The following is a 15,915-nucleotide window of genomic DNA, read 5'->3' on the forward strand; positions in this document are numbered from 1 at the left end:
CGCGGCCCGAGGGCGCCTTGGCTCCGCCGGCCTCCGGGTGGTGGCCGCCCCGGGCGGCGCGTTCGCGGTCGGCGCGCTCCTGCGCGGTGAGCCTGCCCAGCAGGCGCTGGGCCGCGGCGAGCTTCTTCTGCACGTTCTTCTTCTGCCGCGCGAGGGCCTTCTGGAGCCCGTCGAGCCGCGCGACCTTCTCCGCCGCCTCGCTGCGCTGCTGCCGCAGCTCCCGCTGGGCGGAGCGGAGCCGGTGCAGTTCGCGCACCTGGTGGCTGCCGATGCGGTCGAGGGTGGCGGCCTTGTCGAGGTAGCCGTCCGGGTCCTCGGTGAGCATCAGCGTCAGCGTCGGGTCGATACCGCCCGAGCGGTACTGGGCGCCGGCCAGCCCGCCGAGTCCGTCACGCAGCCGGTTGACCTCGGCCTGGCCCCGGGCGACGGCGTCCTGCGCGTGGGAGACCTGCTCGCGGAGCCGGCCAGCCCGCTCTGCCACCCCGTTGTACTTCTCCGTGGCGGCCTCGGCCTGCTCGTAGAGGCGGTCGATGCGGGAGTTGACGCTCTTGGCGGACGGCTTGCCGTCCCCCGGCTTGGCGCCCGCGGGCACGGCGGGGGTGAGCGCGGCCGCCGCACCCGCCGCGGCGGCCGACAGCACGGTGACCCGAGCGGGCCAGCTCTGTCCGGGCAGCGGGGTACGACGAGGGGACCGGTGCGATGCCACTGGAGGACGCGTTCCTTCCGCTAGGCGACGTGCGCCCGCAGAATGTAGCGGCACCCTCACAGAGGGCAAAGAAAAGATCACCGCCCGCAAGACCCGCGAGGGGCCGCGGAGTTCACCGATCACGCAGGTCACCGGGCGGGTGGCCCGGTCATCCGCACCCGCGGGCTTTCACCCGGACGAAGGACGTTTAGCGGTCATCACACTGGCTGGTCATCGGGCGGGACCCGGGGCCCCGCCCGCCGGTGACCCGGCCGGGCTCAGACCCGGACGCCGAACTGGAACGGCATGTTGCCCATCGCCTCGAAGCGCACGCTGGCGCCGGGCTTGGGGGCGTGCAGCACCTGGCCGTTGCCCGCGTAGAGGCCGATGTGGTGGAGGTCGCCGTAGAACAGCACCAGGTCGCCGGGCTTGAGGGCGCTCTGGCTGGAGATGCGGGTGCCGGCGTTGGCCTGGGCCTGCGAGGTGCGCGGCAGCGAGACACCCGCCTGCTGGTAGGCCCAGGAGGTCAGCCCGGAGCAGTCGAAGGAGCTGGGACCGGTGGCACCCCACACGTACGGGCTGCCGATCTTGCCCTTGGCAGCGGCGAGGGCGGCGGCCGCGCGGCCCGATCCGGCCTTGACGTCGCCCAGGTCGGCGCGCTCACTGGAGGCGCGGTCCGAGCGCTTCTGCTGCTCGGCGAGCTTGGCCTTCTCCTTGGCCGTCAGGGAGTTGAGGAGCGACTGGGCCTCGGAGAGCTTGCCCTGGATCTCCTTCTTCTTCCTGCCCAGCTCCGCGCGGGTGCTGGAGAGGTCCTTGAGCTTGCCGGACGCCTCCTTGCGCTGCTGCGCGAGGGTGCGCTGCTTGGCCTGGATCTTCTTGAGCGCGCTGGCCTGCTTGGTGCTCAACTGGTCCATGGCCGAGGCCTTGTCCAGATAGTTGTCCGGGTCGGAGGAGAGGAACAGCTGGAGCGAGGGGTCGATGCCGCCCGTGCGGTACTGCGCGGTGGCCACCGAACCCAGCTGGTCGCGCATCTTGTTGAGCTGGCCCTGCCCGCGCGCCACGCTGTCCTGGAGGTTCTCGACCTCCTTGGAGAGCTTGGTCTGCTTCTCCTTGGCGCCGTTGTACTTCTCGGTGGCGGCCTCGGCGTCCTCGTAGAGCTTGTCGACCTTCTCCTTGACGCTCTTCTTGGAGGTCTGCGGATCGGCGTGCGCCGACTGCGCGGTGAGGGCGACAGCCGCGGCCGCGGTCATGGTGAACACACTGACTCGGGCGCGGCTTGGCTGCTTGGGACGACGGTGGGACGCCACTGGGGCGAGCTCCTTCTTCCTCAGCCGCCTGCCGGTCGGTCAGCTCCGGCTCCGCCTTCGTCGACAGGGCCCTGTTTGCGAGGGAGCCGTCCCAACCGGGCGGAACTAGGCGGTCCTCCGCTGTCACCCCGGATAGGTGATCACCCGAGCGGAGGTTCGAGCCAGACATTAGCCACGCCGAGTGATCGGATCAAATCCCTCCAGAAAAAAGGCGACTCACGGCCGCATTCTTTACCCGGCGTCAACGCAGGGAGAGCGAGACCTCACGCTGCGCACCCGTCGCGGCGCGGTGGAGGGCGCGGGCAGACGGAGCGGAGGGGCGGCGGGGGCAGCTGCTCGGGCGGGGCGGCGGGCGACGGGCGGCTCAGGTCCGGGCGAGGCGCTTGAGGAGGAGCGTGGCGGCGACGGGGCGGGCCCCGGCGGCGGCGCAGCCGTCGGCGACCTCGCGGTCGCTGGAGACCACCACCACGGGACGGCCGGGCGGTTCGGCCCGCACCAGACGGCGGATCAGCTCGTCCGCCGTCTGCCCCGGTTTGGAGAAGAGCACCCGCACCCCGCGCGGCGGCGCCAGCAGGACGGGGGCGGCAAGCTCCGCGCCGTCGAACACGCAGGTGACCTCGGCGCCCGACTGGGCCGCCAGCACGGCGAGTCCGCCCAGCAGGCGCAGCCGCTGCTTCTCCAGCGGCAGCGAGGGATAGCCGGTCTTGGTGACGTTGTAGCCGTCCACCACCAGATGGGCCTGAGGCAGTGCCAGCAGCTGGTCCAGCAGCGCGGGATCGGTGGCCGACAGGGCGCGGGCCGCCACGTCCTTGGGGGACATCCGGCCCGGCTCCACCGCCTCGACGGTGTCGGCCGGGCGGCTCTCGGACGGCGGCAGGGCCAGCTCGCGGCGCAGCCCCTGGGCCGCGTCGAGCACCGTGTCCAGCAGCAGCCTCAGCCGCATGTCCTCGACGCTGCGGCCCTCGCGGACCGCGCGCCGCCCGGCCTCCAGCGCCGACTCGCTCTCGGCCAGCCGCGACTTGAGGCGCCGCACCTCGCTCTCGGCGGCGGCCTTCTCCACGCCGGCCGCGGCCCGTACTGAGTCCAGCTCCGCCTGGAGCTTGCGCAGCGCCGCCTCACCGCGGCGCACATCGGCCTGGGCGCTGCGCAGCCTGCGCTGGGTGCCGTCCAGCTCCCTGCGCAGGGCCTCCAGTTCGCGGCGCCCGCGCTCGGCCTCGTCGCGCGCGGCGCTCCTGGCCTGGGAGAGTTCCTCGCGCAGCCGGGCCAGCTCGCGCTGGGCCTCCTCGCCCGCGCGTTCGGCCTGGGCGCGCTGGGCCTCCTCGCCGGCCGCCGCGACGAGCTTCGCCCAGCCGGGCGGCCGCAGGATGTAGCCCGCCGCCGCCACGTCCACAGGGTCGGCGGCGGGAGGCGGAGCCCCTTCCTCCAGGGCCTCCGCCAGGTCGGGGAGCTGCTCGCGCAGCCGGGTGGCGATGCGCTGCCGGAAGACGGGGTCGGTCTCCAGCGCCGTGGCCATGGCGTTGCCGCCGAACTTGGCCCGGCGTTGCGGGGTGAAGCGGGCGTACTGCCGCAAGGGGGGCGGGAGTTCGGCGATGGTCAGCCCGCCGAGGGCGTCCGAGGTGAGGGCGACGACGCGCCGCCGCACCCGCTGCGGCAGCGGCCGCTCCAGGTCCTCGTCCGCCTCCTCGCCCACGGGCCCGTCCCCTCCCGAGGCGGCGGCGCCCTCAGAGTACGGCGCGGCGGAGGGAGGCCCGGCGCCCTCGGAGCGCGCCGCGCGAGCGGAGCCGGCGCCCTCGGAATGCGCCCCACGAGCGGAGCCGGCGCCCTCGGAGTGCGCCCCGCGAGCGGGACCGACGTCCTCGGAATGCGCCCCACGAGCGGGGCCGGCGTCCTCGGGGTGGGGGCCCGCGTGCGGCGCTGGCTCAGGCCCCGCGGGCGCGTCGGCAGCCTCGCTCGGCCGCCGAGGGTCGTCGCCCGTCCGTTCCACCACCGGTCACACCTGCCGTCTCACGCCCTGTTCTCCTGAGCCCTACACCTGAGCGCTGGGCCGGTCCACCAGTTCGATCTGGTCCACGGCGTTGCACCATCGGCAGCGCACGGACTCGATGCTCTCACTGAGCACCTCCCGCTCCTCCACCTTCGGCGCCCCGGCCAGGTCCAGATGGACGTACTCGACCACCTTGCTGGAGCGGGTCACATCGAACCGGGTCAGATTGCCGCACAGGGTGCAGCGCCAGCGCGTCTCGTCCGTCGGTGTGGGGACCGCCATCGTCGTGAGTCCTCGATTCTGTGAGGTCGTGTCCGTCGATCTGCTGCCGTCGTGCTGCCGCGCTTCCGCGGAACACATGCCGGACATGCGGCGCGGGGCCACGTGCCGTCAACCCTACGGCCTGGGGCCGTCCGCGTGCCTGTGCGTGTGTCGAGGAGCATGCCCCGACACGGAGCCGTCATGATCCCGACATGGACGGCACCGACCGCGCTGACGCCGCACCCCGCAGCCCCGGCGCGGGGGCCCGGCCCCTGGTGACGTACGGCCTCATCGGCTGCTGCTGCCTCGTCTTCGTGACCGGACCGGCCTGCGGACTGTCCTTCGGCGGCCATCCCTACGGTACGGGGCGGGCGCTGGAGGCGGCCCAGGCGGCCTACTTCCAGCGGTGGGGCGTCGTGCCCCGCGCGCTGCTGAGCGGCGGCGCGCGCCCACTGCTGGCACCGCTGACCGCGCTGTTCCTGCACGGCAACTGGCTGCACCTGCTCGGCAACCTGCTCTTCCTGGGCGTCTTCGGCGGCAGGGTCGAGCAGCGGATGGGCCCGGTGCGCTTCGCCCTGTTCTACCTGGGCACCGGCTACGCGGCCATGTGCTGCTACGCGCTGGCGCACCCCGGCTCGGGCGAGACCCTGGTCGGCGCCTCCGGCGCGGTCTCGGCGGTGCTGGGCGCCTTCCTCCGCCTGTCCCCGCACACCCGGGTGACCAGCCTCTTCCCCTTCCTCCTCTTCCTTCCGCTGCGCTTCCCCGCCTGGGTGGTCCTCCTCTTCTGGCTCGCCCTCCAGTGGCTCGCGGCCCGCCAGGACTCCGGCGGCCCCGGCGTCGCCCACCTCGCCCATGTGGCCGGTTTCACGCTGGGATTCCTCCACACCTGGCTGTGCTACCGCCGGGCTAGAGTGACCGGGCCAACCCCGGCGCGTGAGGGAGAGACCCAGCCGTGATCACTTCGATCGTCCTGATCCGGACCAGCACCGACAGCATTCCCGAGATCGCCGAGCACATCGCCGCCATCGAGGGCGTGAGCGAGGTCTACTCCGTCACCGGTGCGCACGATCTGATCGCCATGGTCCGCGTCGCCCGGCACGACGACCTCGCCGAGATCATCCCGGGCCGGATCAGCAAGGTCCCCGGCGTCCGGTCCACGGAGACCCACATCGCCTTCCGCACCTACTCCCAGCACGACCTGGAGACGGCCTTCGCCATCGGGCTCGACTCCTGACGCAAGGGGGCGTGCCCACCTGGCCGGGGCCGGGACGGTTCTCGGACTGTGGGCGCCCGCCGGGGAGTTGGACGAGTTCACGCACATCTGGTGGGCACCATCGAGGTCGTCCACGAGTTCCACTGAGGCGCCGCCCCATGGCGCTGCCGCGCGGGGGCGACGGGGGGCGATGAGTGCGACGGGTGCGACGCGTGCGCCGGGGTACGGGACGCGGCCGGCTCCGAGGTCATCCGGATCCCCGTGCGGAGCGCCGTCCGGAGCGCCGCCAGGATGGCCGCCGACAACGCTCTCCCCCTCCCCCTTCCGCGCCTCGCGCCGCAAGCTCAGGCCCCGTCCCCGCTCCCCGCGCTTCCGGCCCCCTCCCGCCCTGCCGTCTCCGCTGCCTCCTCCGGCCCCTCCCCCAGCCCGCGGAGGAACGCCGCGCCCGCCGGGGTGAGGCGGGTGGCGCTCCACACCAGGCGTTCCTCGCGCCGGGGGCCGTCGCGCACGGGCAGCACCCGCAGGCCGGTCAGCTGGGAGACGAAGGTGGAGGGAAGCATGGCGACGCCCATGCCGTTGCGGACGAGGGCGGCCAGGAAATCCCAGTGGGAGGCCTCGAAGGCGACGTCGCGATGGAGGCCGGCCGCGGCGAACGCCTCCTCCGTCTGGGCGCGCGCATGACTGCCCGCGGCGAAGTCCACGAACGTCTCCCCGGCGAGCCGGGACAGCTCCAGCGGCCCGGCCGCGCCCTCTTCCTCCAGGGGGTGGCCGGGGGCGACCACCAGGACGTGCCGGTCCCGTACCAGGGTGCGGGACCGGACCCCCTTGGCGCGGAAGCCCGGGGTCACACCGAGGAACGCCAGGTCGAGGGTGCCGCGCCTCACCTGTTCCGCCAGCAGCTCGCTGCGCGCGGAGGTGAGGCTGATGCGCACCTGGGGGTAGCGCTCGTGGAAGTCGCGCAGCAGGCCGGGCACGTCCACGGAGGCCAGGGTGTTGATGGCGCCGAGGGCGAGGGTGCCGCGGATCTCGCCGGTGGCCGCGGCGACCTCGGCCGCGGCGCGCTCCGCGGCCTCCAGGGACTGCCGGGCCGCGGGCAGGAACGCCTCGCCCGCCGGGGTGAGCCGCACCCGCCTGCTCGTACGGTCGAACAGCCGGGCCCCCAGCTCCTTCTCCAGTTTGGCGATCTGGTGGCTGAGCGCTGACTGGACGACGTGGCAGCGTTCGGCGGCCCGTGTGAAGCCACCGGTCTCGGCGACGGCCACCACGTAGCGCATCTGCTGGAGCTCCATGCGGCCAGCCTAAGCTGATCCATCGCGCAGTGCGATCGTTCGCATGACAAGGATGTGTTGGACTCATCGATGGGCCGGGCCACAGCCTGAACGCATGACCGAAACCGCCGTCCCTCCCCCATCCGCCGACCACCCCGCCACGCCCGCCCCTTCCGCTCCCGGCGCCCCTTCCGCTCCCGGCACCTCCGTGCCCGGCCGGGGCCTGCTGCTCCTGATGGCCGTCGCCACCGGGCTGTCCTGCGCGGGCAACTACTTCGCCCAGCCCCTCCTCGACCTGATCACCCGTGACCTGCACATCAGCACCACGCTCGCCGGTCTCGTGGTGACCGCCTCGCAGACCGGATACGCCCTCGGCCTGCTGCTGATCGTCCCGCTCGGCGACGTGCTCGACCGGCGCCGCCTCGCCGTCGGGCTGCTGGCCGCCACCGCGCTCTTCCTGGCGCTGACCGCCGCCGCGCCCAACGGCCCGCTGCTGCTGGCCGGCACCGTCGCCGTGGCGCTCACGGCGGTGGGCGCCCAGGTCGTCGTCGGCTACGCCGCCGCGCTGGTGCCGGATGAGGCACGCGGGCGGGCCGTCGCCACCGTCATGTCCGGCATCCTGCTCGGCGGGCTGCTGGCCCGCACCGTCTCCGGCGCGCTGGCCGGAGTGGGCGGCTGGCGCACCGTCTACTGGGTCAGCGCGATACCCGTGGCGGTGATGGCCGTCCTGCTGCACCGCTTCCTGCCGCGCGTCCGCCCCACGGCACGGATGTCCTACCCCGCGCTGCTGCGCTCGTCGCTGTCCCTGCTGCGTGAGATGCCGCTGCTGCGGCTGCGCTCCACGCTGGGCGCCCTGTCCCTGGCCTCCTACAGCGTGCAGCTCACCGCCCTGACCTTCCTGCTCGCCCGGCCGCCGTACGGCTGGTCGGAGGGCGGGATCGGACTGTTCGGCCTGCTCGGAGCCGTCGGCGTCCTGGCCATGACCTTCGCAGGGCGGCTGGGCGACCGCGGCTTCGTCCAGTACGTGACCGGCCTCGGCATTGTCACACTCGGCGGCGGCTGGTTGCTGCTGCTCGCCGGCGACCACTCCCTGCTGTGGCTGTCGGTGGGCCTCGTCGCGGTGAACACCGGCCAGCAAGCGGTGCTCAACAGCAGCCAGACGGTGCTGTACGGACTGCGCCCCGAGGCCCGCAACCGCCTCAACTCCGTCTTCATGACCAGCTTCTTCATCGGCGGCGCCACCGGTTCCGCGCTGACGGCCGTGGTGTGGGCGCACAGCGGCTGGAGCGGGGTGTGCCTGCTGGGGGCCGGGCTGGCGGCGGGCGCCCTCGCGATGTGGGGGCTGGAGCGGCTCGGCGCGGCACGGCACACCGCGCACTGACGGCACACACCCCGAGCACCATGTCGGATTTCCCCTTTCTCTCGCCGCTTTCCCACAGCGGCGGAACGGAGTTGAGCACCATGCGCATCGTCGTCTTCGGCGCGGCGGGAAACGTCGGCAGCCGGGTCGTGAACGAGGCCCTCGCACGCGGCCACGAGGTCACCGCCGTCGTCCGCGACCCGGTCCGCTTCCCCGCGCTGCACCCGCGGGCCGCGCACCGGGTGGGCGACGCCGCCGACGCCGGTGACGTGGCGGCCCTCAGCGACGGCCAGGACGTGGTCGTCGGCGCCACCCGCCCGGCCCCCGGCAACGAGGAGGACCTGGTCCTGGCCGCGCGCGGCCTGCTGACCGGGCTCGGCGTCACCGGCGTGCGGCTGCTGCTGGTGGGCGGCGCCGGCAGCCTGTCCGTGCCGGGCACCGGTGGACGGGTCCGGGTGAGCGACGACCCCCGCCACGTCCCCGACCAGTGGCGCCCCATCGCCCGGGCGTGCGAGAGGCAGTACGCCCTGGTGCTGCGGCACGCACCCGCCGGCCTGGACTGGGTGTACGCCGCCCCGCCCGCGCGACTGGAACCCGGCACCCGCACCGGCCGCTACCGCCTCGGCACCGACGAACTCCTGGTCGACGACGCCGGCCGCTCCGCCATCTCCATGGAGGACTTCGCCGTGGCCCTCCTCGACGAGGCCGAACGCCCCGGACACCACCGGAGACGGTTCACGGTGGCGTACTGAGCCGCGCGCAGGGGGGGGCACGACTGTTCCGGCAGCCGCTTGCTGGACGAGCCTCGTCACCGGTCCCACGGGTCCCCGGCTCCTCACGTCGTGCTGAGGATCTTGAGGGCGAGGTCCCGCAGGGGGCGGATGCGAGTACGGGCAGCACCGTTGTGCACGGCGTTGGTGCACACGGCCAGGTACCGGCCGCTGGTGGGGGCGAGGTAGAGGCTGGTGCCGGTCCACCCGTGGTGACAGGCGACCTGTCCTCCGGCGGCGACGATCCATGACAGCCCGCGCTCCAGCCCGGGCTCCATGCGCACGTGCGGCTCCAGGCTGGTGCGCAGCCACCCGCCCATGGGCCCGTCCTGCTGGAGCGAGCGCAGCAGCCACCGCGCAAACGCTGCCAGATCGGCCGCCGTTCCGAAGACGCCGGCGTGCCCGGCGACGCCGCCGAGCAGTGCGGCGTTGTCGTCGTGCACCGCGCCCCAGACGCGCGGGGCGCCCGGGATGCGCCGCTCGGTCGGCGCCACGCCAGGCCCGCGGCCGACGGGTCCGAACCGGGTGGCGCGCAGGCCCATCGTGCGCCACATGCCGGCTGCCAGCTCATCGAGGGGACGACCGTGGACGTGGGAGATCGCCAAGCCGAGGAGGACGTACCCGCGGTTGATGTACCGGTGCTCGCCCGGCACACCCTCCAGCGGCTCACGGCACAGCAGCTCGTGCAGTGGAGCCGTCGCGCCCCGGTACTGGTCCAGACGTGTCGCGGCCCGTAGGCCGCTCGTGTGGGTGAGGAGCTGCCGCACGGTGGCCTCACCGCTCGGCGTCTCTCCGGAGATGGGCGGCAGGAACGCGCGCACCGGGGCGTCCAGTTCCATACGTCCCTCGGCAACGGCGCGTCCGACCAGTGGCCAGGTGGCGACCACCTTGGTCAGCGAGGCGAGGTCGTAGACCGTCGTCTCGTCCGGGGCGGTCTCGCCGATCTCGGGCGAGATGATGCCAGCGGTTAGGATGCGCGGCTGCTCCTGGTCGGCGGTGCCGAAGGCGATGACTCCGCCCGGTGCGGCTCCGTCGTCCACGACGGCAGCGAGGGTTTCGTGCAATCGGGTTGTGTCGGTTTCGGTGAACGCGGTCATGGCCGGGCCTCCGGGATGGTGGTGATGTCGGCTCCCAGCGTGGCCAGGTTGGTCAGCAGGTGGCCGTAGCCGCGCCGGAGGTGGTACATGCCGCGGATCGTAGAAGTTCCCTCGGCTGCAAGGGCGGCGAGCAGCAGAGCTGTGACAGCCCGGATGTCCTCGGCCGCGACATCGGCCGCGCGCAGGCGGGTTGCTCCGTGCACGTGGATGTCCTGGCCGCGGGAGGAGATTTCGGCACCGAACGCGGCCAGGCCGTGGACGTGGGTGTCGCGCTTCGGGTAGATCCGCTCGGTGATGCGGGAGGTGCCGCGGGCCTGGGTGAGCATCGCCGCCAACTGCGGGGCGGTGTCGGTCGGCAGCCCGGGATGCGGCCCCGTGGCCGTTTCCACCGCCCGCAGAACGCCGGCGGTCCGCATGGACACCTCACCATGCCCGTCGGCCAGAAGCACACCGGCGTCGGCGAGCGTGCCGACCAGCCCGTCCGGCAGCTCGGCGCAGGAGATCCCGCCCACCGTGAGGGTGCCCCCGGTGGCTGCTGCGGCCATGAGGAGAGTCGCCGCCTCGATCCGGTCCCCGGCCACCAGGAACGCCCCGCCCTCGATCGGGTCACGGCGGCTCATGACGTGCAGTTCCTGCGGGCCCCACTCGATGTGGATGCCGCGCTCGCTCAGGAAACGCGCGGTCTCGGTGACCTCTGGTTCCACGCGCGGGTGCACGATCCGGCTGCGGCCCCAGGCGCGGGAGGCCAGCAGCAGGGCCGATACGGTCGCGCCCAGACTGGGCCCATACGGGGTGGCCACATCCACCGTGAACGGGCGCACCCCCTGCGGGCAGGCGGCGCGGATGCCGTCCTCCCCGGCGCTGACGGTCGCTCCCGCCGCCTCCATCGCAGCCAGGTGCCGGTCGATGAGCCGGGCACAGAACGCGTCCCCGCCCGGGTACGGGAACCAGACCCGGCCGGTGCGGGCCAGTACGGCGGAGGCGAGCACGCACGTGGTGCGTACCTGCCGCCCCAGCTCGCCGTGGATCTCGGGGTGCAGCGGCCCGTGCGGGGCGACGGTGAATTGCCCGCCGTCCACCGACACGGTCATACCGGCATGGGTGAGGACCTGCGCACACACGCCGGTGTCGAGGATGGCCGGGGCGCCGACCAAGACGAGCGGGCTGTCCACCAGCATGGCTGCGGCGTACAAGTGGAGAGCGATGTTCTTGCTGCCCTGCACCTCGACGCGGCCGGACAGGGGCCGGCCGCCCGTGACGCGTACTGCGGCACCGTTCGCCCCTCCGGGGTGAGGGTGGTTGTCATGGCGCTCACCGCACCCGGGAGCCGGTGGGCAGCACGCCGCCGACCAGAGTGCGCGGGTAGATCACCGTTCCCGGCCCGATCAGGGTTCCCGGAGCCAGCACCGTTCCGGCCGGGAGCGCCACGCCGTCCCCGATCATGGCGCCGAACTTCGTCTGTCCGGTATTGATCCGGCGGCCGTCGAGGGTCACCTCGATCGGCTTGGTGGCCGGTTCGGTCACCGGCCCGCCGTCGCACCGCAGCCCTGTCGTGGTCGCGAAGGCTCCCAGGTTCACGCCCCAGCCCAAGACCGAGTCCCCGACGAACGACGGGTGTTTCATGGAGCAGCCACCCGCCAGGAAACTGCGGGTGATCTCGGCGCCGAACCCGACGGCGCAGTCCGGGCCGACGATCGTGTGGTCGCGCACCAGCGCACCGGCGCAGATCACGGAGCCGGAGCAGACCAGCACCGGGCCGACGACGCGGGCGCCGGCCTCGATCCGAGCGCCCTTCTGCACGATGACCCGGCCGTGGACGTCGGCGCCGGACTCGATGACGCCCCCGCCCGCGGGCAACAGGCCCGCGGACTCCGGATCGTCCAGCGCGAGCGCGACCGCGGCCTTGATGTCGAACACCGAAGCACAGCCCCGGAGAATCTGCGCCACCGGGCCAGGACCGATGCCCTGAAGGTAGTAGGCCGGGGTGAGACGGTCGTCCACCGGTTCAGCGACGCGGCGAGCGGCAGCGGTCAAGGTCGAACGAGACATGGGAGACCTCCCTGAATGCCTGGAGACGCGGCAGCGCGGGACGCGTCCTGCCGCACCTCCACAGCACCGCAGACGGCGCCCCGTCAGCAGCCCGCAGTCCCAGGACTGCAAGCAATTTGCGCGTCATGCAAAAGGGACCGTGATCACGCTGCGTAGCCCTACGATGAAGTCTCCGCCAGCGCCCACCAGGGGGGAGGTTCCGATGCGGCCGGCGACCAGTGCCCGCTTACGGCCCGCGGCAGCGGAGCACGTCGCCCCAGGAGACCTCATCCGCCGAGTGCGACGCGAACAGGGGCTCACTCTGGAGCAATTGGGTGCGATGACGGGATACTCCGCCGCGCAGCTCTCCCGCCTCGAACGCGGACTCGCCCCCATGACGGTGGAAGCCCTGCGTCTCTTCGCGGCCGCTCTCGGCATCCCGCCCCAGTCCACCGGCACCGCCCTCGCCGCCCTGCTCCCGGGCTGTGGCGGACACGGTGCGTCAACTGCCGCATATCCCCGGCTTCCTGCTCCTACGCTGAGAGGCAGGGAGGACGGTGAGAACGTGAGGCGACGGAAGTTCCTGGCCGGCACCGCAGCCGCGATGACGGCCGCCGCCATCCCTCCGGCCGGCACGCCGACCCACGCCGATGACGCGCGGCTGGGCGAGGTACTCGTCTCACGTCTACGGGATGCGATGCTCGGCTTCGGCACACCGGTCCGGACCGAGGACCCGCAGCACCTGGCCACAGAACTCGACCACGCCCACCGGGACTACCGCACCGGCAGTTACTCCAGTCTGGCCGTGCGCCTGCCCCGCCTCCTCAGCACCGCCCACGCGGTCCCGGAGCCGGACCACCTTCTCCTCAGCCGCGGGTATCTCCTCGCCACCCGACTTCTGATCAAACTGGACGAACAGCAGCTCGGGTGGATGGCCGCTGATCGCGCCCGGCACCTGGCGGCGGCCGCTGGCGAACCGCTCGCCGTCGCCGAGTCGGCCCGGCAACTCGCGGTGCTCGCCCGCAAAGCACAATGGCATGACCGGGCACTGACGCTGGCCCTCACCGCAGCGGAGGCGCCGGAGCTGCAGGAGGCCGGCGTACCGGGGACCGCGCTCCGCGGGCTGCTCATCCAGTCGGCCGCCTACACCGCCGCCTGGCAGGGCGACGCCGCCGGGATGCGCGAACTGACCGCTGAGGCCGCCGCCGTCGCCGCCGGCCTTGGTGGTGGCACGCATTACCTCGAGGTCGGCGGATTCAGCCCCACCACGGTGCAGTTGCATCTCGTCTCGGCCGAGAACAGCGCCGGAGATCCGAGCCGGGCCCTCGCCGCGGCGCGAGCCGTCCGCCCGGCCTCCCTGCCCAGCGCCGAGCGACGCGCCCGCCTGTACACCGACATGGCCCACGCGCACCACAGGTGGGGACACCGGGACGCCTGCATCGCCGACCTGCTGGCAGCCGAGCGCTGCGCCCCGCAGGAAATCCACGCACGCCCGGCCGTCCACGCTCTCGTCTCCGGCCTCCTGCTGTCCGGCCGCACCACACCCGACCTGCGGGGGCTGGCGTCCAGGGTCGGAGCCGTGCCCTCCTGATCACCCGGGAGTCCATGGCGGTCGCACACCCGCTCCGGCGTACCCCGTGGCGTACGGGCGGGACACCCTCGGCCGGTGGCGCCCTCAGTCCACCGCCCGCTCCGGCGCCTGCGGCACGCAGCGGCCGTCCTCGGTGCGGTAGTTCCAGCGGGCACCCTCGCGCACCAGTTCCTGGACGGCGGCCACGAAGCGGTCGATGTGGTCGTCGGGGGTGCCCGCGCCGAAGCTGACCCGTACGGCGTTGAGGGACCGTTCGCCGGGGGCCGCCTCGGGGGCGCCGCACTCGCCGGGGGTGTCGCCCTGCCGGCCCAGGAGGGTGCGCAGCAGGGGGTGGGCGCAGAAGAGGCCGTCGCGGACGCCGATGCCGTACTCCGCGGAGAGGGCGGCGGCGAAGTGGGAGCTGTTCCAGCCCTCCACCACGAAGGAGAGGACGCCCACCTGGTCGGCGCCCTCACCGAAGAGGGAGAGCACCTTCACCTCGGGGACGGCTGCCAGGCCGGTGCGCAGCCGGGTCAGCAGTTCCTCCTCGCGGGCCACCAGGCGGTCGAACCCGGCCTCGGTCAGCGTGCGGCAGGCCGAGGCGATGGCGTAGGCGCCGATGACGTTGGGCGAGCCGGCCTCGTGCCGGGCGGCGGTGGTGTGCCACTCCACCTCCACGCCGCCGTCCGCGGTGCGGGCCACCCGGCGGCTGGCGCCCCCGCCCGCCAGGTACGGTTCGGCCTGCCGGAGCCAGTCCGCGCGGCCGGCCAGTACTCCGGCGCCGAAGGGCGCGTACAGCTTGTGCCCGGAGAACGCCACCCAGTCGGCCTCCAGTTCGGTCAGCTTGACGGGGCGGTGCGGGGCGAGCTGCGCCGCGTCCAGGACGAGGCGGGCGCCGTGCCGGTGCGCGGCGCGGGCCAGTTCCCGTACCGGCCACACCTCGCCGGTGACGTTGGAGGCGCCGGTCACGCACACCAGCTTCGGCCCGGCGGGCGCGCCGTGCAGCGCCGACTCCAGGGTGGCGACGGCCTGTTCGGGGGAGCGCGGCGCGTCCAGGTAGGTCACCTCGTGCGAGCGCCACGGCAGCAGGGAGGCGTGGTGCTCCGTCTCGAAGACGAACACCCGGGTGCCCTGCGGGAGGGCGGCGGACAGCAGGTTGAGGGAGTCGGTCGTCGCGCGGGTGAAGACGACCTGGTCGCCCTCGCGGCAGCCGAGGAACTCGGCGACGGCCTGCCTGCTCTGCTCGTACAGCTCGGTCGAGAGCTGGGAGAGGTGGCCGGCGCCCCGGTGGACGCTGCCGTAGTAGGGGGCGTAGGCGGCGATGTCGTCCCACACCCGCTGGAGCGCCGGGGCGCTGGCCGCGTAGTCGAGCGCCGCGTAGGTGACCTCCCCGCCGGTGACGAGCGGCACGCGGACGTCGCGGCCGAGGACGGGAAGCGGGGTGGTGACCTCGGTACAAACGGCATCAACCGGGGCGAAAGCGGCGGTGAACGACATGGCGGAACTCCCGTGGGCAGGACGAGGAACGGTGCGGTACGGCGTGCTGCGGTGACGCACGGGACCGTCGCGGTGGACGGGGCCGTCGCAGGACTGGGTACCGAAAAGGACTGCGTACCGGAAGAGGGGCCGAAAGAAAGCGCACAGAGTTGGCGCCCGCGGCCCTAGCGCATTCGCTTGCTCACGGAAGACTCCCTCGAAGACCAGGACCCCTGGCGAAGAGGGATCCGCGCTTGCCGCAGACCTTGCTGTCCTACGGCCTGGTCATCACCCGGGGCACCCCGCCACGGACGGAGGGTTGCCGGACAGCGGGCCGGGGCCTTCGTCGCTGTCGCTCGTGACCTGCGAGGGAGTATGCCACAGGGGCCGCGCGCGGCACACGGGTCCGTCCGCATCCCGGACAGGACCCCCTCGGCGCGGGGGCGAGAACGCGCCCCACGCGGCGGCAACCGGCCATCACCGCGCCCGAATCCACCGCCGGTGGCCCCCCGCGACGCCCGACTCCCGCGGCGCAGCAGCACTGTCCGTGTCCCTCCCCCCGCTCTGGAGAGCGCTCATGGACCGTCGCCCACTCCTCCGCACCGCTGTCGTCGCGGGCTCCACCACCGCGCTGGGCGGTTTCCCGTGGCGCACGGCCCTCCGTGCTGCCCCAGGGCTTCACCAGCAGGGCGATCGCACGAACCGGCGAGCGCCCGTACTCCTCCAGCCGGCGCGGCGCCGCCAACTCGCCCTCCCACGGCGTCACCTACGAGGTGACGGGACCCTTCCGGGGCTGAAGCGGCGGGTGCCGTCCACCGCCCGCTACCCCGCCTCCCGCAGCGCGCCCTCGGCGGACAGGACCCGGTCGGCCAGGGCCGCCACCACCGACGGGTGCG

At 73.4% G+C, this 15,915-nt stretch carries 14 protein-coding genes, 1 pseudogene and 1 riboswitch; of the genes and pseudogenes, 6 read left to right on the top strand and 9 right to left on the bottom strand.

Features of this window, described 5'->3' with window-relative positions:
- From FM076_RS08380 to FM076_RS08395, 4 genes are all read right to left on the bottom strand, one after another.
- Positions 1 to 706 (bottom strand): hypothetical protein (locus tag FM076_RS08380; RefSeq protein WP_173869294.1); only part of this gene is annotated, 706 nt, incomplete at its 3' end.
- A gap of 257 nt (positions 707 to 963) precedes the next feature.
- The gene (locus FM076_RS08385) at positions 964 to 1,992 is read right to left on the bottom strand and encodes an NlpC/P60 family protein (RefSeq protein WP_173869295.1); all 1,029 of its coding nucleotides are present in this window, start codon (positions 1,990 to 1,992) and stop codon (positions 964 to 966) included.
- A 364-nt stretch (positions 1,993 to 2,356) separates the two neighbouring features.
- Positions 2,357 to 3,682 carry an NYN domain-containing protein gene (locus tag FM076_RS08390; protein WP_173869296.1) on the bottom strand — a complete coding sequence of 442 codons (1,326 nt, stop codon included), beginning with the start codon at positions 3,680 to 3,682 and terminating at the stop codon, positions 2,357 to 2,359.
- A 336-nt stretch (positions 3,683 to 4,018) separates the two neighbouring features.
- A complete protein-coding gene (locus FM076_RS08395; protein WP_173869297.1) occupies positions 4,019 to 4,258 on the bottom strand; it encodes a hypothetical protein in 240 nt (79 codons plus the stop codon).
- Between the two features lie 191 nt (positions 4,259 to 4,449).
- On the opposite strand from FM076_RS08395, the gene FM076_RS08400 reads away from it, so the two are divergent.
- Positions 4,450 to 5,193, top strand: a complete 744-nt coding sequence (locus tag FM076_RS08400) for a rhomboid family intramembrane serine protease (protein WP_173869298.1) — start codon at positions 4,450 to 4,452, stop codon at positions 5,191 to 5,193.
- The gene (locus FM076_RS08405; RefSeq protein WP_173869299.1) at positions 5,190 to 5,471 is read left to right on the top strand and encodes an Lrp/AsnC ligand binding domain-containing protein; all 282 of its coding nucleotides are present in this window, start codon (positions 5,190 to 5,192) and stop codon (positions 5,469 to 5,471) included. The genes FM076_RS08400 and FM076_RS08405 overlap by 4 nt, the downstream gene beginning before the upstream one ends.
- Before the next feature lie 323 nt (positions 5,472 to 5,794).
- Here FM076_RS08405 and FM076_RS08410 read toward each other — a convergent pair whose 3' ends face one another.
- The gene (locus FM076_RS08410; RefSeq protein WP_173869300.1) at positions 5,795 to 6,739 is read right to left on the bottom strand and encodes a LysR family transcriptional regulator; all 945 of its coding nucleotides are present in this window, start codon (positions 6,737 to 6,739) and stop codon (positions 5,795 to 5,797) included.
- 94 nt (positions 6,740 to 6,833) lie between these two features.
- Here FM076_RS08410 and FM076_RS08415 point away from each other — a divergent pair, with 94 nt between their 5' ends.
- Positions 6,834 to 8,099: an MFS transporter gene (locus FM076_RS08415; protein ID WP_243274373.1), complete on the top strand. Its 1,266-nt coding sequence runs from the start codon at positions 6,834 to 6,836 to the stop codon at positions 8,097 to 8,099.
- Positions 8,100 to 8,179: 80 nt separating this feature from the next.
- Positions 8,180 to 8,830, top strand: coding sequence for an NAD(P)-dependent oxidoreductase (locus FM076_RS08420; RefSeq protein WP_173874600.1), 651 nt, complete (start codon positions 8,180 to 8,182; stop codon positions 8,828 to 8,830).
- An 83-nt stretch (positions 8,831 to 8,913) separates the two neighbouring features.
- Here FM076_RS08420 and FM076_RS08425 read toward each other — a convergent pair whose 3' ends face one another.
- The 3 genes and pseudogenes from FM076_RS08425 to FM076_RS08435 form a co-directional block, all read right to left on the bottom strand.
- Positions 8,914 to 9,945 carry a serine hydrolase domain-containing protein gene (locus FM076_RS08425; protein ID WP_173869301.1) on the bottom strand — a complete coding sequence of 344 codons (1,032 nt, stop codon included), beginning with the start codon at positions 9,943 to 9,945 and terminating at the stop codon, positions 8,914 to 8,916.
- Positions 9,942 to 11,198 (bottom strand): annotated as a pseudogene (locus FM076_RS08430) (UDP-N-acetylglucosamine 1-carboxyvinyltransferase); the annotation flags it as partial. The gene FM076_RS08425 and the pseudogene FM076_RS08430, both read right to left, overlap by 4 nt.
- Before the next feature lie 58 nt (positions 11,199 to 11,256).
- Positions 11,257 to 11,994, bottom strand: a complete 738-nt coding sequence (locus tag FM076_RS08435) for a hypothetical protein (protein ID WP_173869302.1) — start codon at positions 11,992 to 11,994, stop codon at positions 11,257 to 11,259.
- A 202-nt stretch (positions 11,995 to 12,196) separates the two neighbouring features.
- Between FM076_RS08435 and FM076_RS08440 the strand changes: the two genes are divergently transcribed.
- Positions 12,197 to 13,564, top strand: coding sequence for a helix-turn-helix domain-containing protein (locus tag FM076_RS08440; protein ID WP_173869303.1), 1,368 nt, complete (start codon positions 12,197 to 12,199; stop codon positions 13,562 to 13,564).
- A gap of 84 nt (positions 13,565 to 13,648) precedes the next feature.
- Here FM076_RS08440 and FM076_RS08445 read toward each other — a convergent pair whose 3' ends face one another.
- Positions 13,649 to 15,040 carry an aminotransferase class V-fold PLP-dependent enzyme gene (locus FM076_RS08445; protein WP_173869304.1) on the bottom strand — a complete coding sequence of 464 codons (1,392 nt, stop codon included), beginning with the start codon at positions 15,038 to 15,040 and terminating at the stop codon, positions 13,649 to 13,651.
- Positions 15,041 to 15,264: 224 nt separating this feature from the next.
- A riboswitch (SAM riboswitch) is annotated at positions 15,265 to 15,383 on the bottom strand.
- Positions 15,384 to 15,681: 298 nt separating this feature from the next.
- Between FM076_RS08445 and FM076_RS34605 the strand changes: the two genes are divergently transcribed.
- Positions 15,682 to 15,816, top strand: coding sequence for a hypothetical protein (locus FM076_RS34605; RefSeq protein ID WP_274598794.1), 135 nt, complete (start codon positions 15,682 to 15,684; stop codon positions 15,814 to 15,816).
- Positions 15,817 to 15,915 lie beyond the last annotated feature (99 nt).

It is taken from the genome of Streptomyces albus subsp. chlorinus (genome assembly GCF_013302895.1).
Taxonomy (GTDB): Bacteria; Actinomycetota; Actinomycetes; order Streptomycetales; family Streptomycetaceae; genus Streptomyces; species Streptomyces chlorinus.